At 73.1% G+C, this 19,897-nt stretch carries 17 protein-coding genes; 12 read left to right on the forward strand and 5 right to left on the reverse strand.

Annotated features, from left to right (window positions below):
• Positions 1-42: 42 nt before the first annotated feature.
• Positions 43-1,500 carry a multicopper oxidase family protein gene (locus ACZ67T_RS00600; protein ID WP_469980677.1) on the reverse strand — a complete coding sequence of 486 codons (1,458 nt, stop codon included), beginning with the start codon at positions 1,498-1,500 and terminating at the stop codon, positions 43-45.
• Positions 1,501-1,777: 277 nt separating this feature from the next.
• On the opposite strand from ACZ67T_RS00600, the gene ACZ67T_RS00605 reads away from it, so the two are divergent.
• From ACZ67T_RS00605 to ACZ67T_RS00615, 3 genes are all read left to right on the forward strand, one after another.
• Positions 1,778-3,334: a SagB/ThcOx family dehydrogenase gene (locus ACZ67T_RS00605; protein ID WP_469980679.1), complete on the forward strand. Its 1,557-nt coding sequence runs from the start codon at positions 1,778-1,780 to the stop codon at positions 3,332-3,334.
• A gap of 125 nt (positions 3,335-3,459) precedes the next feature.
• Complete coding sequence (locus tag ACZ67T_RS00610) at positions 3,460-3,636, forward strand: thiazolylpeptide-type bacteriocin (protein WP_100591202.1); 177 nt, start codon at positions 3,460-3,462, stop codon at positions 3,634-3,636.
• A gap of 68 nt (positions 3,637-3,704) precedes the next feature.
• Positions 3,705-3,881: a thiazolylpeptide-type bacteriocin gene (locus ACZ67T_RS00615; RefSeq protein ID WP_100591202.1), complete on the forward strand. Its 177-nt coding sequence runs from the start codon at positions 3,705-3,707 to the stop codon at positions 3,879-3,881.
• A gap of 104 nt (positions 3,882-3,985) precedes the next feature.
• Here the strand turns inward: ACZ67T_RS00615 and ACZ67T_RS00620 are convergent, their stop codons facing one another.
• Positions 3,986-4,540: a DUF7010 family protein gene (locus ACZ67T_RS00620; RefSeq protein WP_326773697.1), complete on the reverse strand. Its 555-nt coding sequence runs from the start codon at positions 4,538-4,540 to the stop codon at positions 3,986-3,988.
• A gap of 205 nt (positions 4,541-4,745) precedes the next feature.
• Between ACZ67T_RS00620 and ACZ67T_RS00625 the strand changes: the two genes are divergently transcribed.
• Genes ACZ67T_RS00625 through ACZ67T_RS00650 form a run of 6 tightly spaced genes read left to right on the forward strand, consistent with a single transcriptional unit; the run spans position 4,746 to position 14,462 of the window.
• Positions 4,746-5,909 (forward strand): hypothetical protein, encoded by a 1,164-nt coding sequence (locus ACZ67T_RS00625; RefSeq protein WP_469980680.1) that lies wholly within the window; start codon positions 4,746-4,748, stop codon positions 5,907-5,909.
• Positions 5,906-8,467, forward strand: coding sequence for a lantibiotic dehydratase (locus ACZ67T_RS00630; protein WP_469980681.1), 2,562 nt, complete (start codon positions 5,906-5,908; stop codon positions 8,465-8,467). The genes ACZ67T_RS00625 and ACZ67T_RS00630 overlap by 4 nt, the downstream gene beginning before the upstream one ends.
• Positions 8,464-10,122 carry a hypothetical protein gene (locus ACZ67T_RS00635; protein WP_469980682.1) on the forward strand — a complete coding sequence of 553 codons (1,659 nt, stop codon included), beginning with the start codon at positions 8,464-8,466 and terminating at the stop codon, positions 10,120-10,122. Before ACZ67T_RS00630 ends, ACZ67T_RS00635 begins: the two co-directional genes overlap by 4 nt.
• On the forward strand, positions 10,112-12,040 hold the full coding sequence (locus tag ACZ67T_RS00640) for a TOMM precursor leader peptide-binding protein (protein WP_469980683.1): 1,929 nt from the start codon (positions 10,112-10,114) through the stop codon (positions 12,038-12,040). Before ACZ67T_RS00635 ends, ACZ67T_RS00640 begins: the two co-directional genes overlap by 11 nt.
• Positions 12,037-13,539 carry a nitroreductase family protein gene (locus tag ACZ67T_RS00645; protein WP_469980684.1) on the forward strand — a complete coding sequence of 501 codons (1,503 nt, stop codon included), beginning with the start codon at positions 12,037-12,039 and terminating at the stop codon, positions 13,537-13,539. The genes ACZ67T_RS00640 and ACZ67T_RS00645 overlap by 4 nt, the downstream gene beginning before the upstream one ends.
• A 32-nt stretch (positions 13,540-13,571) precedes the next feature.
• On the forward strand, positions 13,572-14,462 hold the full coding sequence (locus tag ACZ67T_RS00650) for a thiopeptide-type bacteriocin biosynthesis protein (RefSeq protein WP_469980685.1): 891 nt from the start codon (positions 13,572-13,574) through the stop codon (positions 14,460-14,462).
• Between the two features lie 71 nt (positions 14,463-14,533).
• Here ACZ67T_RS00650 and ACZ67T_RS00655 read toward each other — a convergent pair whose 3' ends face one another.
• From ACZ67T_RS00655 to ACZ67T_RS00665, 3 genes are all read right to left on the reverse strand, one after another.
• Positions 14,534-15,064 (reverse strand): YceI family protein, encoded by a 531-nt coding sequence (locus ACZ67T_RS00655; RefSeq protein WP_469980687.1) that lies wholly within the window; start codon positions 15,062-15,064, stop codon positions 14,534-14,536.
• 100 nt (positions 15,065-15,164) lie between these two features.
• Positions 15,165-15,977 (reverse strand): ABC transporter permease, encoded by an 813-nt coding sequence (locus ACZ67T_RS00660; RefSeq protein ID WP_100591209.1) that lies wholly within the window; start codon positions 15,975-15,977, stop codon positions 15,165-15,167.
• On the reverse strand, positions 15,974-16,960 hold the full coding sequence (locus ACZ67T_RS00665) for an ABC transporter ATP-binding protein (protein WP_469980690.1): 987 nt from the start codon (positions 16,958-16,960) through the stop codon (positions 15,974-15,976). Before ACZ67T_RS00665 ends, ACZ67T_RS00660 begins: the two co-directional genes overlap by 4 nt.
• Positions 16,961-17,248: 288 nt before the next feature.
• On the opposite strand from ACZ67T_RS00665, the gene ACZ67T_RS00670 reads away from it, so the two are divergent.
• The 3 genes from ACZ67T_RS00670 (at position 17,249) to ACZ67T_RS00680 (ending at position 19,894) form a co-directional block, all read left to right on the forward strand.
• The gene (locus ACZ67T_RS00670) at positions 17,249-18,460 is read left to right on the forward strand and encodes an FAD-dependent monooxygenase (RefSeq protein ID WP_469980692.1); all 1,212 of its coding nucleotides are present in this window, start codon (positions 17,249-17,251) and stop codon (positions 18,458-18,460) included.
• Positions 18,461-18,547: 87 nt separating this feature from the next.
• On the forward strand, positions 18,548-18,943 hold the full coding sequence (locus ACZ67T_RS00675; RefSeq protein ID WP_469980694.1) for a TOBE domain-containing protein: 396 nt from the start codon (positions 18,548-18,550) through the stop codon (positions 18,941-18,943).
• Between the two features lie 150 nt (positions 18,944-19,093).
• Positions 19,094-19,894: an ABC transporter ATP-binding protein gene (locus tag ACZ67T_RS00680; protein WP_469980696.1), complete on the forward strand. Its 801-nt coding sequence runs from the start codon at positions 19,094-19,096 to the stop codon at positions 19,892-19,894.
• Positions 19,895-19,897: the final 3 nt, after the last annotated feature.

Here is a 19,897-nt window from a genome sequence, read left to right on the forward strand (position 1 = left end):
TTCCCCCCTTTCTTCATGAATTCGGCGTGCGGAACGGGCAGTTCAAGAGATCTTCATTTGCGCCATCATTCCCATGGCGCTGTGGTCGATCATGTGGCAGTGATAGGGATAGACGCCCTTGTGCGTGTCGAAGGTGAGCTGGAGTCTGGCCGTCTGCCCCGGAAAGAGCAGCACGGTGTCCTTGAGTCCGGCCTCCGCCGGATAGACCGGCTGCCCGTCGCGTTCGAGAATGCGGAACTGCACCAGATGCGTATGGAAGTTGTGCGGAATCGTGGTGCTGGTGTTCGTGACCGTCCAGACCTCGGTGTCGCCCCATTTGATGTTCGTGTCGATACGGCCGGCATCGAAGGTCTTTCCATTGATGTAGGCCTTGTCGCCGGTGCCGGGCTCGTCCATCCGCAGCTCGAAGCTGCGCTCGACGGTCGGCTTCGGCAGGGCGGGCAGGGTGGTGAGGACGTCGGGCACGCGGCTGGTGTCGGGCGTCTTCTCGCCGACGTCGAACCGCATGATCTGGCCGACGAGTTCGGTCGGTCCCGGGCCGAGCATGTTCTGGAGCGTGAGCTGGGTGCCGGGCGCGTACCTGGAGAAGTCGACGACGAAATCGGCGCGTTCGCCGGGGGACAGGACGAGGACCGGGGTGGCGGCGGGTGCCGGGAGCAGGCCGCCGTCCGAACCGATCTGGGTGACCTGGCTGCCGTCGTTCAGGCAGAGGATGAAGATGCGCAGGTTGCATGAATTGAGCATCCGGAAGCGGTACTTGCGCGCCTCGACCTTCATGTACGGCCACGGGGCGCCGTTGACCAGGATGGTCGTCCGGTTCTCCGCGTCGTCCATCGTGTAGACCATCTGGCCCGCCGCGTCGAACTGGGCGTCGCGCAGGATCAGCGGCACCTCGTAGCGGCCGGACGGCAGGCCGAGCGCGTCCTCCGCCTTGTCGCCGAGCAGGTAGAGACCGGAAAGGCCCCGGTAGACGTGCTCGGACTCCATGTGGTGGGCGTGGTCGTGCGTCCACAGCGTGGCGCCGACCTGGTCGTTGGCGTACACGTACGTCCTGGAGCGGCCCGGCGCGATCGTGTCCGTCATGCCGCCGTCGTGCTCCACGGGGTTGCTGCCGCCGTGCAGATGGACGGAGGTCGGCATGTCCAGGGCGTTGATCTGCCGGACCACCGTGGTACGGCCCTTGCGGGCCCGGATGGTCGGGCCGGGGAACGTGCCGTTGTAGGTGAGGACGTCCGTGCGGGTGCCGGGCAGGATCTCGTGGCTGGTGCGGCTCATGGTGACCGCGTAGTGGTCGGCGGTGCTCGTTCTCCGGTACGGGGCGAGGACCTTGGGCACGGGAAGCGGGACCGCGAACGGCGTGACGGCCGGGGCGCCGGCCGCCGTTGCCGCGTTCGCGGATCCGCCCGACGTCAGTGTCTGGAAGAGCCCTCCCGCGGCGCCCACCGCGCCGACGGCACCGGTGGTGAGACCGAGGCGTATTGCATGACGACGTGTAAGCACGGCGGGGATTCCTTAACTGAGGTCGCTCGGCCGAACCTGCCCGGCCGGATGGTGAATTCGTCTTCCGAGCATGCGGACCGGGGCGCGGAATTCCGAGAGCCCGACGCGTCGCGGTGACGGGTGTCATGGCCGCCGATGGTGTACGTCACCGATTTCACGGGAGACAGGGGGAGCGTTTCCCGTTCGGCGTGACAGTGATTTCCGGAGTACGCCCTGGGCAGCCGCCTCGACAGCACGCGGCCCTGGGCAAGTCGCCTCAAGGGAACCGGAGATCAGCATGCAGACCGAGAAGACGGCGGAATCACCGCCGCGCACCGCGCCCGCGTTCCGCGCCGACGTCCGGGTCCTCTTCGACGGGGAGTCGGCGACCCTCGCGGGCCCGGCCACCTCGCTCACCCTGCGACCGGTGCGCGGCGGCATCCGCACCGCGCTCGGCCGGCTCGCCGAAGGGCCGCGCCCCATGGACGAGTTGCTGGACGGGTTGCGGGACGCCGAGGCTGTCCAGGTGGCACGGCTCCTGGACCGCGCGGGCCATCTCGTCGCGCGCAGCGCGCTGACCCGGGGCGGACCCGCCGACCGCAGGGAGCTCCTGCGCATCGAACCCACCGCACGTGACGCCGAGCACCGGATCGCCGCGGTGGCGCCGGGCGCCACCGTGCGTCTCTCCCGGTTCGCGTTCTGCCGTACCCGCGAGGGAGTGCTGGTCCTGGAGTCGCCGCTCGTGAAGTTCCGCGCGGTGCTCGTGGACCGCGCGGCCCGTGAGCTGGTCGTCGCCCTGGGCGAACCCGTGGCGGCCGGCGCACTCGGCACCGGCCTGCGCGAGGACGACGCCCTCGACGCGCTCGCCCACCTCGCGGGGGCCGGCTTCGTCGAACTCGCCGACCAGGAAGGAGCGTTCGCCTCCGACACGGAGCCGACGCTGCGGCAGTGGGACTTCCACGACCTGCTGTTCCACTCCCGCATCCGCTCCGGGCGCTACGACGACGTGTTCGGTGCCGTCTACCCGTACCGCGGCGAGATCGATCCCCAGCCCGCCGTGAAGCCGGCCCCGGACGGACCGGCCGTGGACCTGTACCGGCCCACGCGCGAGGAGATCGCCGGGCGCGACCCGTCGCTCACCACCGCCCTGGAGACGCGCCGCTCCATCCGCTCCTACGGGGAGGGGGAGTTGACGGCCGAGCAACTGGGCGAGTTCCTCTACCGGGTCGCCCGCGTGCGCGCCCACTACACCCCCGAGGACGGCAGCGGCCGCGACGAGGTCGTCTCCCGTCCTTATCCCAGTGGCGGCCAGGGCTACGAACTCGAGCTGTACGTGACCGTGCGGCGCTGCGCGGGGCTCGACGCCGGCATCTACTACTACGACCCGGTGGCGCACCGCCTCGTCCTCGTCAACGACGCGGAGACGGACCGGGAGTCCCTCTTCCATGTGGCCTCACGAGCCACCGGGATGGAGGCGCGCCCCGACGTGCTCATCACCGTCACGGCGCGCTTCCAGCGCATGGCGTGGAAGTACCGCGCCATCGCCTACGCGACGACGCTGCGGCACACCGGTGTGCTCTACCAGACCATGTACCTGGTGGCGACGGCCCTCGGTCTGGCCCCGTGCGGCCTGGGCAACGGTGACGCCGACATGTCGGCCCGTGTCCTCGGCCTCGACTATCTGAAGGAGTCGTCCGTAGGCGACTTCCTGCTGGGCAGCCGCAGCCCAGACGACTCCGTGGCCGGCGATCCCGAGGCGGGCTGGACCATGCTCAACAGCCCGGAATGGTCGCTGCCGGTCAATTCCCCCGTGATAAATGTCAGCGAGGGGGCGCAAAGACTGGCCTCCGAATGACCGGCCGAGCATTATTAATTGCGCAGCCACCGGTTGCGGAAAGAAAAAGACCCCCGGGAATTCTCCGGGAAGGTCCCTCGGGGAATCCTCCGGGAACTCAGGAACTCACGAAAGGAATTCATCACATGAGCATCAACGACATCAAGAACGGTGACGACGCGGAGAAGGCGTTCGACAGCTTCGACGTCGACGAGCTGGAGACCCTCGAGGTCGCCCAGGGCGTGGCCCTCCCCGAGATGGGCGCCTCCAGCGGTTCGATCGGCACCTCGTCGTCCTCGTCCTCCACCTGCTCCGCCTGCTGACTTCCCCCCATCCACCGCTCGTCCACCCCGCGAAGCCGCTTCGCGGAACACCGGAAGGAATTCATCACATGAGCATCAACGACATCAAGAACGGCGACGACGCGGAGAAGGCGTTCGACAGCTTCGACGTCGACGAGCTGGAGACCCTCGAGGTCGCCCAGGGTGTCGCCCTCCCCGAGATGGGCGCCTCCAGCGGTTCGATCGGCACCTCGTCGTCCTCGTCCAGCACCTGCTCCGCCTGCTGATCCACCGTTCCAAAGGATGCGCCCATCCAGCCGGGAGCTGGATGGGTACATCCTTGTGTGGGGACGTTCTGCGGGCCCCCGCGGGGGTCGGCCGCGTTCCTGCCTCAGCCCCGCACGGCGACGTGGAACGACGAGGCCCACAGCACCAGCGCGGCGCCCAGGCCGACCACCACACGCACGGTCTCCATCGTCGTGCCGGCCGCGGCGACCACCAGGCCGGCCACCGCGACCGCCGTCAGGAAGACGGCCGTCCACTTGTACTGCCACTGGTCGAAGAGGCGGGCGAGCGGGAAGAAGTGCAGGCCCACGACCAGGCAGATTCCCGGCGGGATCAGCTCCGGGTGGCCGCTCGCGTTCGACGCGGCGATGACCACGAAGATCGCCACCAGCTCGGCCATGTTCACCATGCCGACCCCGCGGTTCCACTTCTCCGGGAGCCGCACCATGCGCGAGGCCGGTCCGGCCCCGCCGCGGAAGGCCAGGACCACCGCCACGACGGTCACCGCGGCGGCGAGCACGCCGACCGTCACCGAAACCCCGACAGCACTTATGCCGGAGCCGCCCGCAAAAGCCCACACCAGGGCAAAAACCGCGAGGACGATGGCCCCGCGGCGGCGCAGATTCTGCGTGAGTGCAAGGCACTCCGTGTCCGTAGTCATGGCCGGAGGGTACAGCGATCTTGGCGCCTGCCCGGCAGTTTTCGGCCAACCCGTCCGTGACTCGGCGGGCGCCCGTGTCACGAAAGCGGTGACGTATGTAAGCGGCCGCCCCGCATTCTCTTTCCGGGCACAAGCCGGCGCCACAGAATTCCAGTCAAAACATTCCGCAAGATCTGTTGAAGATTTCCTGGAAGGTGCGAAAAACATGGGGGTTGAAGCGCCGGAGCGCACTGCCGTGAAGCCGGACTCCGCCGGCCTGACGGGAGTGCGGCTCCACACACGGATGCCGGTCACACCGGCGTGGCTCGCCCGGCACGTCGTGCCGGTCGCCCGCGCCCTGAGCGAACGGGGCGCTCCCGCCGTCCAGTTGAGGCGCGGCTGGCTGCACGGCCCGCACGTCGACGTCCTCGCCCTCGCGGTGCCGGGCGGCCCCGACTGGACCGAGGTCGCCGATCTCCTCGACGCCGGTCCGCTCGACCCGCCGTGTGCCCTGACCGAGGAGGCGTACCTGGAGCAGGCCCGCGAGTTCGGCCGGCTCGAAGCGGTCCAGCCGCCCTACCTCCCGCTGCACGAGCACGGCGCCGTCTCACGGGTGGGCCCCGCCGACACGGCGTCGCGCGAGCCGCGCCTCGACCGGTTCCGCACCGTCGTGCTCGGCGCCCTGAACAAGCCCCTGCTGCGCATGATCGACGGCATCGCGGCGGAGCCCGCCACCGCCACCGTCCGGCTCGCCGAGGCGTTCGCCGCCCTCGTCGACACGCACTTCCTCGGCCCCGCCTACGGGGTGTTCTCGCCCCGCTCCCACGTCGAGGCGTTCCTCGCCTGGGCCGCGCCCACCAAGGACGTCAGGCCCGTCTTCCAGGAACGGCTCGCCAAGGACGCGCCCCGGCTGCGCACCGTCGTGGAACAGCGCCTGTCCGGCGAGGTGTCGGCCGGCGCCGCCGAGTGGCGGACCGCGTTCGCGTACGGCTCCGGCGCCCTGGAGAGCGCCGTCGCCGCCGGGACGCTCACCCTCGACCTGCTCGACTCCGTCACCGACGGCGTGGACCGCAGCGAGATGGGCCCGCCGGGGGCGACCCGCGTCGTCCCGCAGGGCGACCAGCCGGACAGTGACTTCCACCGCGCCGTCGGCGCGTCCGGAGTGGTCGCCGACCCCTCCCGCTGGTTCGCCGCCTTCCGCCTCCTGACGAACCTCTTCTACGAGCAGCTGCCGCTCCTGACCGTCTCGCCGATGCAGCGCTACTACATGTGCTTCGCCATCGCCGAGACCGTCGACGACGTCCTCGGCGTGTCCTGGCAGGACCGCCTCAACGACCGCCGGGACCGCATGGCCGGCGCGGCGGCCGACCCGACGGGAGTCACGCGATGACCGGCCCGACCACACCCGAGTCCCTCTGGTTCCTGCGGGTCAACCCGCTGCGCCGCACCCGCCTCGCCGACCCGGCCCAGCGCCGCACCCTCGCCGAACTCGCCGCAGCCGAAGAGGTGTTGAGGCGGGCCGCCGACGCGTGCTCCGACGAGCTGTACCACCGCATCGGCGAGGCCGCCGACGACGCCGAGCGCCGCGACCTCATCGCCCTGCGCCGCGCCATCCACAACGGCCGCGCACCCAAGAAGCCGCCCACCCCCACGCCCGCCGTCACCGAGTGGCTGGCCGCGCGGGACGCCAGGGAGCGGCTGCGCGACGCCGTCGTCGAGGGCTACACCGAGGCCGCCGACCGCGAACGTGCCGGACTGGCCGCCCTGTTGGGCGACGACGACCTGCTGCGCTCGCTCGCCCTGGTGGCGCCCGAGGTCCACCAGGAGGCCGAGCGCTACCGCGCCGCCGTCCGCGGCCCCGGCAAGGTCTCCGCCCGCACCCGCAAGTCCGAGCGCGGCCTCATCCAGTACGTCACCCGGGCCATGGTCCGCACGAGCCCGCTGTCCCGGTTCACCGCCGTCGGCATCGCGGAGCCCGACCCGGACGGCGTCGACCCCGGCGAGGTCTCCTTCGAAGGCGCCACCGCGTTCCCCGGGCTCGACCGCGTCATGCTCGGCTACGTGCTCGGCGGGCTCCCCGCCGCCGACACCGCCGACCTCACGGACCTGTGGGTGGGCATCCCGCCCACCTCGGCGCCCGACCCCGAGTCCGGCAAGCTGTTCTTCCTGCGGCTCACCGACGCGGGCATGCGCCGGCTCGCCGTCCCCCTGGACGGGCCCGTCGGCGACCTGCTCGACGCGGTGTCCATGGGGCCCCGGCTCTTCCCCGCCGTCGTCGCCCACGTCGCCGAACGCGCCGGCATCCCCGCCGAGGCCGCCGACAAGCGCGTACGGCAGGCCGTGGGCCAGGGCCTGCTGTGCACCTTCCACGAGGCCGAGGACGGCGCCGCCGACTACGACGACCTCCTCACCCCCGACGACCCGCGCGCCACCGCGCTCGCCGCCGGCATCCGCGCCGGACTGCCCCGCCTCGCCGACGCCCCCGCGCCCGAACGGGGCGGTGTGCTCGCCGAGTTGCGCGGCGACCTCGGCAAGCTGAGCCACCTCGCCGGGCGGCCCGCCCAGATCACCGTCGAGGAGGACTACGTCATGCCGCCGCTGAAGGTGGCGACCCGGCAGTGGCACAAGCCGCTCGCCGACCTCGGCCCGGCCGTCGAGCTCCTGTCCGTCTTCGACTGGCTGCACGACGTGCGCGTCCTGATGACGGCGGCGTTCGTCGAACGGTTCGGCGCCGGGGCCAACGTCCCGCTCGCCGCGAACGCCGCGTTCGTCGTCGGCGAGGTGTCCCGGCGCGCCGCCGCCATGGACGCCGTCTACGGGCCGCACGGCACCGGCGACCCGTCCGCACTCGCCGGCATCGGCCCCGCCGACGGCTCCCTGGAGCGCATGTACCTGCTGCGCCGCGAGCTGACCGAGGCCGTCCACGCGCGCCTGTCCAAGACCGTCGACGCCGGCGACGACACCCTCGTCCTCACCGCCGACGACGTGGCGGGCCTGACCGCGTCCCTGCCCGACCGCTTCCGCCAGGACCCCCTCATCTACGGCGTCCTCCTCCAGGAGGGCGACGACAGGCTCGTCCTCAACGACGGACTGCCGGGCCACGGCATGCTCTACGCCCGCTTCCTCGACGCCGACCGCCGCATGGGCGGCCACGCCCTGCCCCGCCTCGCCGAGCACCTCCAGCGGGAGTACGGCTTCGACGGCGCCCGCGTCACCGAGGACCTCGGCCTGCACCGCCTCAACGTCAACGCGCACGCGCCGATCCTGCCCGGCGGCCTCACCCCCGAGGACTGGTTCACGCTGCGCCTCGCGCACGACCCGGACACCGACATGCTGCGCGTCGAGGACGCCGACGGCGCACCCCTGCGCGTACTCCCGCTGGGCACCGGCCACCCCGGCCTGTTCCCGCCGCCGCTGTCCGTCGCCTCGGGCCTCGCCATCAGCGGCCGCCTCTTCAACAGCCTGCCGAACAGCTGGCACGCGGCGACGCCGTGGGACCGCGCCACCACCAAGGCCGCGCCCCGCATGGCCGTCGGCGACGTCCTCATCGGGCGTCGCCGCTGGTACGGCGGCGACGAACTCACCACCGCGGTCGCCGCGGGACCCGACGAGCACGACCGGCTCCTCGCGCTCAACGCGTGGCGCGCCCGCCACGGCGTCGCCGAGGAGGTCGTCATCAAGAACGCGCCCGAGGACGAGGGCCCCCTCTCGGTCGGCGCCCCCGACGTGCAGTCCAAGCGGCTCCAGCAGAAGCCGCAGTACGTCGACCTGACCAGCGCCCTGAGCGCCCGCGTCCTGCCGCGCATGCTCGACCGGCGCGGCGCCGACGGCTGCTACCTGGAAGAGGCGCTGCCGGCCGTCGTCGACGGCACGCACGCCACCGAGTGGGTCGTCGAGGTCGGCCGTGAGGCCGGCGGACGCTTCACCTACCGAGGGGGACAGGCATGACGAACACCCGGCTCAAGGCCCGCCCCGACCTGCACTTCGCGCCCGTGCCCGGCGGCGTCTACCTCAGCGGCACCCGCGGCCAGGTCGTCCTGCGCGGCTCCGACGTCCTGCACGCCGTGGCCGAGGGCTGCGTCCCCCTCCTGGAGAACGGCGCGACCGAGGACGAACTCGTCACCGAACTCGGCACCGAGCGCTCCCGCCCCGCCGTACGCCACCTCGTCGGCAAACTGCGCGACGCGGGACTCCTGCTCGACCCCGACGCGTTCACCGCGCCCGAGCCGTCCCCCGAGGAGCGCGCGCCGCACGCCGAGTCCGTCGCCCGCCTGGAGGCCCGGCTCGACGACCCGTACGCCGCGTTCGCCCGCCTGCGCGCCGCCCGGGTCCTCGTCACGGGCCCGCCCGAGGCGACGGGCCCGGCGGCGCGCGGGCTGCGCCGGGCAGGGGTGGGGGAGGTGACGGTCGTAGAGGCGCCCGGTTCGACCGACCACGTGTACGAAGGCGCTGACGCGCTCCTGGAAATCCGTACCGCAGCTGATGGCGGACGTCCTGAACTCCCCTCCACGCAGCATCACTTGACCGTATTCCTCGGCGACACGACTCATGTCGTGGCTCCCGTTCTCGCGGGTGGTCCCGAGGGTGCCGCGACCCGTGCCGCGTTCCGTGAGCGGGCCCTGTCCTGGACGGAAGGGAGCGACGGGCCCGTACCGCGTCCGGTCGCCGACGCCGTGGCCGGGGCCCTCGCGGGGCAGCTGCTCATCGACACGCTGACAGGGACGGCGGACGCGGGCGAGGCGCACGTCGTGCACGGGGCGGACCTGGTCTCCGACCGGGTGACCGTCGGGGGAGCCCGCATGGCGGCCGCGACCGGCCGGCCGGGCTCCCTCCTCACCGACGCCCCCTCGACCCCGATGCCCGAACTTGAGGGCGCGCGGGAGTCGGCCGCGGCCCTCGCCGGACGCTGGACCGGCCTGTTCGCCTACACCTGTGACGAGGACCTGCCGCAGATGCCGCTCGCGCTGCGCGCCGTCGAACAGCGCGGGGAGCGGGCGGGCACGCTCGTCGCCTGGGGACCGCACCAGGAGGCCGCGACCGTCGCCGCCGCGCTGCTCGCCCTGCGGGACCGGGTCCCGGGGGCGGCGGCCGGGCTGACCGAGGAGCACTGGCTGCTCGACGGCGCTCTGCGGCTGCTGGCCCCGCGCGCGGTCGAGCTTGCCGGGGCCGACGCGTCGCCCGACGCCGAAGGCGAGCGCATCCTGTCCGCGCTGCGGCAGCTGGTGGAGGGCGAGCCCCGGCTCACGCTGCGCCACGTCCGCGGTGTCGACTGGCGTCTCGCCGAGGTCATCACCGCGGCCGGTGAACCGCTCGGCACAGGCTGGGGAGCCACCTCCGAGGAGGCCCTGCGCACGGCCCTGTGCGAGGCCGTCGCCCACGCGCAGACGGACACGCCCGCCCAAATCTGCACGGACGCCCTGCTGTTCGCGGAAGCCGCCGTCATCGGCGCTCTGCGCGCACAGATCACCACCCACGCCGACGCCCTCGGCATCGCCTTCCGCGGCCACCCCGTCGCGGCGGACCCGGTACTCGGCGAGATCCCCTTCTGGTACGGGCCGGTCGAGGCCGCAGAGCGCACGCGGGAGACCCACGATGCACAGTGACACGGCTGACGTGACCAGCGCGCGACGCGCCCCCGACGCGTACGACGACGAGACCTGGCGGGACGTCTTCACCGGGCTGGCCGCCCTGACCGCCGCGGACGGCGGGCGCGTCCTCGTCCGGCGCGGCTGGGATCTCGGCCAGGAGCGCCAACACCTGGACGTGGCAAGGGAGTCGGGCCGCCCGTATCTGTCCGTGCGCGTCCACGGCGACGAAGTTCTCGTCGGACCGCTCTGGGTGCCGGGGACCGACGCCGGGTGCGCGGGCTGCGCCGAGGTGCGTGAGCGCACCGTCGTCGACCACCCCCTGGCCGGCGACCTCGGCCATGCGGCCGCCGGCCCCGCGCCGTCTGAGGCGCTGCTGCCCGAACTGCTCCGGGCGTCCCTGGAGCATCTGGCGCGGCGGCCCCTCGGTCCCGGCGAGCTCTACGCCGTATCGGCGCGCGGCCTGCGCCGCCACCGCGTCGCCCGCAGCTTCCACTGCCCGCTGTGCGGCCCAGAGAAGGGCGAACTCACCTGTGCGGAACAGCCTTTGTCGCCTGTGCTGCGGAACCGGCCGGCGTCCCCGGGCGACCCGACCCGGTCCGACGACAGCCGTCTCGTCGAGCGCGGCCTGCTGCGCGAGCGCCTCGTCGACGACCGCTACGGCCCGGTCCGCGCCGTCCTGCGCGAGTCCCGCACCCCGTTCGCGATGAGCATGGCCGTCGTGCCGGACGCTCCCGCGATGGGCCACGGCCGCGCCAGGACGTTCGCCGAGACCGAGCCGGTCGCCGTCCTGGAGGCGTACGAGAGGCTCGGCGGATTCCCGTACGACATCCCGGTCCTCACGGACCGCGCGTACACGGACGTCGCCGAGCATGCCGTGGACCCGGCGACGCTCGGCCGGTACACGGACGAACAGCTGGCCCACCCGACCAGCCGGGTGACCCCGCACACGGCCGACACCCCGATGGACTGGGTGTGGGGCCACGACCTCGACGACGGGCGGGCCCTGCTCGTCCCCGCAGACCACGCCTTCTACCAGTACGAGTACGCGTTCCGCAGGGACCGCCGAGCCGCGAGGGCCGTCACACCGCACGAGCGCAAGCACTACTTCTACGAGTCCTCCAGCGGCTGCGCGGTCGGCGCGAACCTCGAAGAGGCGGCGCTGCACTCGCTGTTCGAGCTCGCCGAGCGCGACGCGTTCCTGACTTCCTGGTACCGGGCCGCGCCGCTGCCCCACATCCCGGAGAGCTCGATCACCGACCCGACGAGCCGCGCCATGATCGAGCTGATCCGCGCGCGCGGCTTCGACATCCATCTCCTGGTCGCCACACGGGACATCGCGCTGCCCGTGGTCTGGGTCCTGGCGGTGAACCGACTCCACCCGTTCCCCGCGACGTTCTCCTCGGCCGGATCCGGGGCCGACCCGCAGTCCGCGATCCGCGGTGCCCTGCGCGAGGTCGCCCAGCTCGTCACCAACCCGGTCGACTGGACCAGGGAACAGGTCGAGGCGATGGCCGAAGACCCCTGGCTGGTGCAGGAGTTGGAGGACCACGTGCGGTTCTCCTCGATCCCCGAGACGCGCGAGCGGGCCACGGCCGCGCTCGGCGGCGAGAGCGTCACCCTGGACGAGGCGTTCCCCGACTGGCCGCGGCGCCTCACCGACGCGTCGGGCGGCGATGTACGGGGCGCGCTCGACTTCGTGCGCTCCCTGTTCGCCGACGCCGGCCTCGACCGGATCGTCCTCGTCGACCAGACGAGCCGCGAGCACGCCGACGCGGGCATCCATGTCGCGCGCGCGGTCGTCCCCGGCATCCTGCCGATGTGCTTCGGTCACGCGCAGCAGCGCCTGGCGGGTCTGCCCCGCCTGGAGGCGGCCCTGCGCGGCACGGCCCAGGAGCACCGGACGTCCCCCTACGACCCTCACCCGTTCCCGTGACCGCGCCCGCGCCGGCCCGGCGTTCCCCGGTGGAACTGCCGGGCCCCGAAGGCGACAACAGCATCGCGCGCGAACCCCTCTGGTACGCGTACGGCGCCGGCGCCGACCGGCCCGAGCCGCCCCCGTGGACGTGGACCCCGGAGCCACCCCCGGACACGCACGTCGCGCCCTCGCCGCCGCGCGCGGGCGCCCCGCGCGAGACCCTCCCGCTCGGCACCGTGGACCTGCTGGAAGCCATGCCCCACCCCGCGCTCCCGCCGCCGCGCGACGTGCCGGACCGTCTGGCCCGCGCACTGATCACCGCGTTCGGCCCGCAGCGCCGCGAGCCCGAGAACCCGTACAACGACCACCGCCCCTACGCCTCCCCGCGCTGCCTCTTCCCCGTGCACGCCTTCGTGGCCGGGGACGGTGGCGGGGCGCCGTGGCGTGTCCTCGATCCGGGCCGCCACGCGCTGACCGGTGAACCGGGCGGGGGCGCGCCGCGCCGGATCGCCCTCACCGGCCGGTACACGTCGATCCCGGCCGCCTACAAGTGGTTCAGGGGCTCGCTGGTCGCGCTCGAACTCGGCATCGTGCTGAGAGCGTTGGGCGTGGGCTGCGAGCTGTTCGACGTACCCGCCCGGCTGTCGCTGCCCGGGCCCGACGGGCACGCACTCCTCGGGGACCTCGGGCTCGACCCGGCGTGGGAGTGGTCGCTGCCGCTCACCCTCGACATCGGCGACCCGGCGCCGGTCCTGCCCGTACGGCGTCGCGCCGCCGTCCCCGACCTGCGCGACCCGTCCCTCGCCGACCTCGTGCGCGTCAACCGGCAGCAGACGTACGACGGTTCACCCGCCCCTGTCGGGCACGCGATCCCGCGGGACCTGCCCCTCTCGCGCACCGTCCCGAACTGGGCGGAGCTCCTGTGGCAGCGGCATTCCGGGCGCATGCCCCGCGCCCTGCACGGCATGAGCGGGCGCCGCGCCCGGCTCCCCGCAGAGGCCTTCGACACCGCGCTGCAGTGGCTTGCCGTACCGCCCCCGGGACCCGACCTCGCGGCGGCCTTCGACGCGGTGAACATCACCGCCGTCGTCCAGGGCATCGACGGCCACGAGGACGGGGTCCACCGCGCGGTCCCGGGCGGCGCCCGCCTCCTGCGCGCCGACCCCGAAGCGCCCGCCCGCCTGGAGGAGCACTACGGGTACGGCGTCTCGCCCGTCAACGGCTGCCGCATCCGGCACGCGCCCATGACCGTGTTCTTCTCCGTGCGCCCCCGCGACCTGTTCGCCCGCTCGGGCCCGGCCGGGTGGGGCGCCGCGCAGCACGCCGTCGGCTGGGCCGCCCACGGCCTGTGCCTCTCGGCCGCGGCCTCCGGCCTCTTCGCCCGGCCCGTCCGCGCGTTCAAGGAGATCCCCACGCAGCGCGTCCTCGGCCTCGACCCGGACGAGACGATCGTCCTCTCCGTCGTCGTCGGCGCCCCGCAGGACTCGGGCGGCGCCCTCCTGGACCTGCGGCTGTGACCGCCCACGCCCCGACCACTCAGGGAGACCTCATGACATGGAGCTCGTGGCACCTGCACCTCGCCACCACCGCCCGGTCCGCGCACGACCGCGTCCTGACCGACGTGATCGGCCCCACGATCGGCGAACTCGCCCCCGGCACACCCTGGTTCTTCATCCGCTACTGGCAGGCCGGGCCCCATCTGCGGCTGCGGATGAGGGACTTGGACCCGGATACGTACGACCGCGTCGAGGAGTTGCTGCGCGTCCGGCTCGCCGACGCCGGCACGCTCGGGCCCGGCGAGGAGCCCCTCGACCCCGACGCCTACCTCGAAGGCGCGGGAACGCTCGCCTCGGCGGGCGAGCAGGGCGACGACCGGCACGTACGGGCCATGCTGGCGCCCGGCGTCCACCGCGCCGACTACGACCCCGAGTTCGACCGCTACGGCGGCCCCGCCCTGATGCCCGCCACCGAGGACCTGTTCCGCCTCTCCAGCGAACTCGTCCTGCGCCTCGCGCCGAAGGCCCCCTCGCAGCAGCAGCGCGCCCTGCTCGCCCTGCGCGGCACCATGGCCGCCGCCGCGGCCCTGGGCGACACGGCGGAACGCGGCTACTTCTACGCGCACGGCCTGGGCGCCTGGCGCGCCTGGGCCGGGGAGGCCGGCTACCCGGACGAGCTCCTCGACTCGCTGACCACGATCACCCGGGACGCCGGGGCCAAGCCCGTGGACCCGCTCGCCCACGGTCCGTTCGCGCACTGGCACGACGGGCTCGCCGCTCTCACCGGCGACATCCGGGAGAAGTCGCCGACCCACCCCGGAATGATCCTCTTCTCGCACGCCCACATGCTCCACAACCGCCTGGGCCTGAGCCTCCTGGAGGAGCTGCGCAACTACGCCTGGCTGGCGCATGTCTTCCCGGTCGCGGAGGGCGCCCTCGCCTGATCCGGGTGCACACACGACGAGGCCCGGCCGGTGATTCACCGGCCGGGCCTTCGTGTGGTGCCGCACGCGGATCAGGCGCGCACGAACACCGCCGTCACCCGCACCCGCAGCCGGGGACCCACCATCGCCCGCATCGCGCTCACGCCGCACGCGTGCCGGTCCACCGTCGCCGACGCGCGGACGAGCGTGCGGGCGCCCTCCGCGACGACCTCGTCGACCGTGAGGATCAGGGGCACCGCGCGGCCCTTGACGGACAGCAGGCCGGAGACGGTCCACGGCTCGCCGGCCGCGGCGAGGGCCTCGCCGTCGAAGCGCAGGAGCGGGTGGCGCTCCGTGTCGAGGAAGGCGGGGCCGCGGACGGCGTCGTCCCGGCGCGGGTTCCCGGTCGTGAAACCGCCCGTGTCGAGCGCGACGTCGAGGTGCGTGAGACGGCCGTCGCCGTCGAGTTCCGCGGCGCCGGAGCGCACCGGCATCGACCCGGTCACCGGGAGGAGGAGAAAGTGCCGGCCGGTGAACTCGACGGAGCCGGCGGAGGGTTCGAGGGTCCAGGCGCCGGCGAGATCGGCCGGCCCGGGGCGCGTGTGCGGTTCGGTGAGGGACATGCGAGGGGGTTCCCTTCGGGGAGTGGGGGGTGGGGAGGGGTGCGGAGGGGGCCTCCTGGGAGGCCCCCGAGCCGGCCGTGTGCGGGGTACGGCGCGTGGCCTACTCCGGCCGCGGGTCCCAGCGGAAGCTGCGCACCGCGATCAGGGCGCCGATGACACCCCAGGCCGCGAGGACGGCCAGGTCGCGCCACTGATAGCCGGAGTTCTGCGCGAACGGCGCCAGCATCGCGTCGTTGAACGGCTTCACCGGGAGCAGCCCGGCGATGTTGTTGAGGACCTCGGAGTGGATCGGGAAGTAGCTGCCCGAGATGAACACCAGCGGGAACTGGATGAACTGCACCACGGCGGGCGCCGCTTCCGAGTTCTTGATGAGCGAGGCGACGCCCACGCCGAGGGCGCAGAAGCTGGCCGCGCCGAGTACGAGGGTCACCATGATCGCGCCCCAGTGCGTCGGCAGCGGCACGTCGTACAGCGAGCCGATGCCGATGACCAGCGCGACGTCGACGACGCTCACGACGATGCAGTGCACGAGCAGGCCCGTGAAGTAGACCCAGGCCGGCAGCGGCGTCGCGTGCAGCCGCTTGAGCACACCGGTCTGCCGGCGCATCGCGAGGACGATCGCCAACTGCCCGTAGCAGGCGCCCAGTACGGACACCGCGGCGATCGTCGGCGTGTAGTACTGCATGCCGGACAGGCCGAAGAAGAACTTGTCGTCGGCGCTGCCGCTGAACACCGCGCCGAAGATCGCGATGATCACGATCGGCAGCACGAACGTGAACACCATCGACTGCGGGTTGCGCCAGAACGACAGCTGCTCGTAACGGATCTGGTGGCCGAGCAGCGCCAGCGGGCTCCGCTCGGTGCGCGCGGTGCGCCCGGCGCCGGCGGCCGTGGTCGGGGTCAGGGTGGTCATGAGCGGCTCCGTCCGGGTCGGCGCCCCCGCCGCGAGGACGGCCCGCGCCCGCGTTCAAAGGACGGCGAGGATGCTTCCTGTTCGGCGTACTTGCTGGTCAGGCCCAGATAGATGTCCTCGAGCGTGGGCTGCTCCACGGTCAGGCGCTCCAGCGGGGTGCCACGCCGCAGCGCCCACTCGGTCAGCTGGTGCAGCGCGGCCGTCGGCTCGTCCGACTCCGCCGTGACCAGGCCTTCCTGTACATCGCTCACCGGCAGCGGCACGTCGGTGAGGGCCGCGCCGGGCGGCAGCAGGAAACGGATCCGGGCCAGCGCGCTGTCCCGGCCGCCCAGCGTGTCGGGTGTGCCCGCGGCGACGATCTCGCCGCCCGCGATCACGGCGACCGAGTCGGCGAGCGCCTGCGCCTCGTCCATGTAGTGCGTGGTCAGGACGATGGTGGTGCCCGCGTCCCGCAGGTTCTTGACGACCTCCCAGGCACCTCGCCGCGCGTTCGGGTCGAAGCCCGTCGTCGGCTCGTCGAGGAAGAGGAGCCGCGGGTTGCCGACGACGCCGAGCGCCAGGTCGAGCCGCCGCTTCTGCCCGCCGGACAGGTCCTTCACCTTCGCGCCGCGCTTCTCGTCGAGACCGACCAGGTCGATGACCTCGTCGATGCCGCGGGGCGCGGGGTAGTAGCCGGCGTTGCGCGCGATCGTCTCGCGCACCGACAGATACGGCTCGACGGCGATGTCCTGGAGCACGAGCCCGATCTGCCCGCGCAGCCACTTGCCGTCCGCCTTCTCGCCCGGGTCGCGCCCGAGCACCTCGACCCTCCCGCCGTCCCGGCCGCGGAAGCCCTCGAGGATCTCCAGTGTGGTGGTCTTGCCCGCGCCGTTCGGTCCGAGCAGGGCGAAGATCTCCCCGTCCGAGACGGTGAAGTCGACGCCCCGTACCGCCTCGTGGTCCCCGTAGCGCTTGCGCAGGCCCTCCACGGCCACCGCGGTCACCGCGGTCCCTCCGCTTCCGTCACTGTGTGCCTCCCGGCGTCGTCAGGTCTCGCTGTCACCTGGAAGTTAGGTCCGGCCAGGGGCCGTTGAGCGGCCGTGGCCCCGTTCCGATGACGGACGTCACGCAAGCGGCGACAGTTGTCAGGTCGGGGGGTGACGGGCGTTGCCGCGCGGGCCGGGGGCCGCGGATGCTCAGGGAGCGGCGAAGGGCGGGACCCAGGGCCACCGGGCCCCTCGCACCCTCGCGCACATGGCGGGTACACAGCGACGCGGAAGGCGGTCCCAGACGTGCGGTTCGGGGAAGTGGGCGAAGGGGAACGGCCGCGGATCACTGTGGTCGGCGCGGGCATCGGAGGCCTGGCACTGGCCGGCGCGCTGGCCGCGCACGGCCTGCCGTACGTGGTCTTCGAGCAGACCCGGCGCCTCGCGGAGGTGGGGGCGGGCGTCCAGCTCTCGCCGAACGCCATCAGGCCGCTGCTGCGCCTGGGCCTCGGCCCGGCGCTGCGCGAACACGCCGTGCGCATCGAGGCGATGGAGGTGCGCGGCTGGACCGGCCGCCCCATCGCCCGTACCCCGCTCGGCGATGACTGCGAGCGGATGTTCGGGGCGCCGTACTACGCGATCCACCGCGCGCATCTGCACGAGGCGCTTCTCTCACTGGTCGACCGCGACCGTCTGCGACTCGGCCGACGCCTGGCCGGGGCCGAGGAGTTGGGCGACGGCGGTGCCCGGCTGACCTTCGAGGACGGCACCGTCCGCGACGCGGAGGTCGTCGTCGGCGCCGACGGCATCCACTCGACCGTCCGTGAGACGTTCCTGCGCGACGAGCCGGTCTTCGCGGGGCTCGGCATCTACCGGGGCCTCGTCCCCGTCGACCGCCTCCCCGACGAGGCGCGTGCCGCCCTCGTGCGCCTCTGGCTCGGCCCCGGCGGGCACTTCGTCTGCTACCCGGTGTCCGGCGGCCGTCACCTCAGCTTCGCCGCGACCGTCCCCATGAAGGACGCGCCGCCCGAGTCGTGGTCGGCGCCCGGCGACCCGGAGGAGCTGCGCCGCGCGTTCGGCTCCTGGACCGGCCTGGTCTCCGACATCGTCGAGGCCGTCGACGTGACCCACCAGTGGGCGCTCCACGACCGGCCGCCGCTGCGGCAGTGGTCGAGCCGTCACATCACGCTCCTCGGCGACGCGGCGCACCCGATGCTGCCGTTCATGGCACAGGGCGCCAACCAGGCCGTCGAGGACGCGATGGACCTTGCCGCCTGCCTCGCCACCCCGGCCGACGAGCCCACCGGCGCCCGCCTCGCCCGCTACGAGTCCCTGCGCATCCCGCGCACGGCCGAGATCCAGCGCGGCTCCCGCGGCAACGCCGGCGTGCTGCACCTGCCCGACGGCCCGGCGCAGCGCCGCCGCGACGCGCAGATGGCGGTGCACGCGGCCCTGCGCGACCGCACGACGCTGTACGCCCACGAGACGGGACGCAGCGTGGTGCCTTCAGGGGTGTGACGTCAGGAGTGTGACTTCGGGGGTCCGTCTTCGGGGCGTGACGGGGGAGTGTGACCGGGCGTCGGGCCGCCGCATAGTCTTCCGCGCATGCAGTCCTACACCATCGGACAGGCGGCGCGTCTGCTCGGCGTCAGCCCCGACACGGCACGCCGCTGGGCGGACGCGGGCCGCGTCGCCACCCACCGCGACGAGGGCGGCCGCCGCCTGATCCACGGCCCTGACCTGGCGGCGTTCTCCATCGAGGTCGGCCAGTCGGGCGGCGACGACGAGGACGCCTCGTACACCTCCGCGCGCAACGCCTTCCCCGGCATCGTCACTGGCGTGAAGCTCGGCGACGTGGCGGCCCAGGTCGAGATCCAGGCGGGCCCGCACCGGCTCGTCTCGCTCCTGACCCGTGAGGCCGTCGAGGAGCTCGGCCTCGAAGTGGGCATGCAGGCCATCGCCCGCGTGAAGTCGACCAACGTGCACATCGACCTCACCTGACGCGGCCACCGGGCACCCGGATGCGCGGGGTGTACGTAGCAACACCCGAGGTCCGGGCTGTACGCCCCATGTGCGGGAACGCCGCCGTCCCTAACGTCGGAGTCACGGTGCAGACAGCGCCGTGACAACGACGGTGGACGGGGAGAGACCATGTTCCGACGTACGGGCCGAGCGGGCGGCAGCGGACCGGCAGGGCACGGCGGCGAGGCCCTGCGTCTCGTCGAGGTCAGCAGGACGTACGGGGCCGAAGAGGGCGCCGAGAACGCCGTCACCGCACTCGACGACGTGACCCTCAGCCTGCGGGCCGGGACGTTCACCGCGGTGATGGGGCCCTCCGGCTCCGGCAAGTCCACGCTCCTGCAGTGCGCGGCCGGACTGGACCGGCCCGACAGCGGCATCGTGATCGTCGACGGCGAGGAGATGACGGGCGGCACCGAGGCGGCCCTCACCAAGTTCCGCCGCCGCCGGATCGGCTTCGTCTTCCAGCAGTACAACCTGCTGCCGACGCTGACCGTCGCGCAGAACACCACCCTGCCGCTCCGGCTCGCCGGGCGGCGTGTCGACCGGGCCCGCGCCCAGGAGATCCTCACCCAGGTCGGCCTCGGCGACCGGCTCGGCCACCGCCCCGACCAGCTCTCCGGCGGCCAGCGCCAGCGCGTCGCCATCGCCCGCGCCCTCGTCACCGAACCCGCCGTGATCTTCGCGGACGAACCGACCGGCGCCCTCGACACCCGCAGCGCGCGCGACGTCCTGCGCCTACTCCAGGAAGCCGTGCGCCTGCACGGCAGGACCGTCGTCATGGTGACGCACGACGCGGTCGCCGCCTCGTACGCGGACTCCGTGCTCTTCCTCGCGGACGGCCGCCTCGCCGGGGAGATGACCGCACCCACCGCCGACGCCGTCGCCGAACGCCTCGCGCACCTCGGCGACAGCACACTGACGGGGGTGTGAGGG

The sequence above is a fragment of the Streptomyces sp. NPDC107517 genome (assembly GCF_055582645.1).

What these genes read in the sequence shown, in the direction of transcription:
- ACZ67T_RS00605 (WP_469980679.1), top strand. Translation starts at nt 1,778, where the DNA reads ATGCAGACCGAGAAGACGGCGGAATCACCGCCGCGCACCGCGCCCGCG.
- ACZ67T_RS00610 (WP_100591202.1), top strand. Translation starts at nt 3,460, where the DNA reads ATGAGCATCAACGACATCAAGAACGGTGACGACGCGGAGAAGGCGTTC.
- ACZ67T_RS00615 (WP_100591202.1), top strand. Translation starts at nt 3,705, where the DNA reads ATGAGCATCAACGACATCAAGAACGGCGACGACGCGGAGAAGGCGTTC.
- ACZ67T_RS00620 (WP_326773697.1), bottom strand. Translation starts at nt 4,540, where the DNA reads ATGACTACGGACACGGAGTGCCTTGCACTCACGCAGAATCTGCGCCGC.
- ACZ67T_RS00625 (WP_469980680.1), top strand. Translation starts at nt 4,746, where the DNA reads ATGGGGGTTGAAGCGCCGGAGCGCACTGCCGTGAAGCCGGACTCCGCC.
- ACZ67T_RS00630 (WP_469980681.1), top strand. Translation starts at nt 5,906, where the DNA reads ATGACCGGCCCGACCACACCCGAGTCCCTCTGGTTCCTGCGGGTCAAC.
- ACZ67T_RS00635 (WP_469980682.1), top strand. Translation starts at nt 8,464, where the DNA reads ATGACGAACACCCGGCTCAAGGCCCGCCCCGACCTGCACTTCGCGCCC.
- ACZ67T_RS00640 (WP_469980683.1), top strand. Translation starts at nt 10,112, where the DNA reads ATGCACAGTGACACGGCTGACGTGACCAGCGCGCGACGCGCCCCCGAC.
- ACZ67T_RS00650 (WP_469980685.1), top strand. Translation starts at nt 13,572, where the DNA reads ATGACATGGAGCTCGTGGCACCTGCACCTCGCCACCACCGCCCGGTCC.
- ACZ67T_RS00655 (WP_469980687.1), bottom strand. Translation starts at nt 15,064, where the DNA reads ATGTCCCTCACCGAACCGCACACGCGCCCCGGGCCGGCCGATCTCGCC.
- ACZ67T_RS00660 (WP_100591209.1), bottom strand. Translation starts at nt 15,977, where the DNA reads ATGACCACCCTGACCCCGACCACGGCCGCCGGCGCCGGGCGCACCGCG.
- ACZ67T_RS00675 (WP_469980694.1), top strand. Translation starts at nt 18,548, where the DNA reads ATGCAGTCCTACACCATCGGACAGGCGGCGCGTCTGCTCGGCGTCAGC.
- ACZ67T_RS00680 (WP_469980696.1), top strand. Translation starts at nt 19,094, where the DNA reads ATGTTCCGACGTACGGGCCGAGCGGGCGGCAGCGGACCGGCAGGGCAC.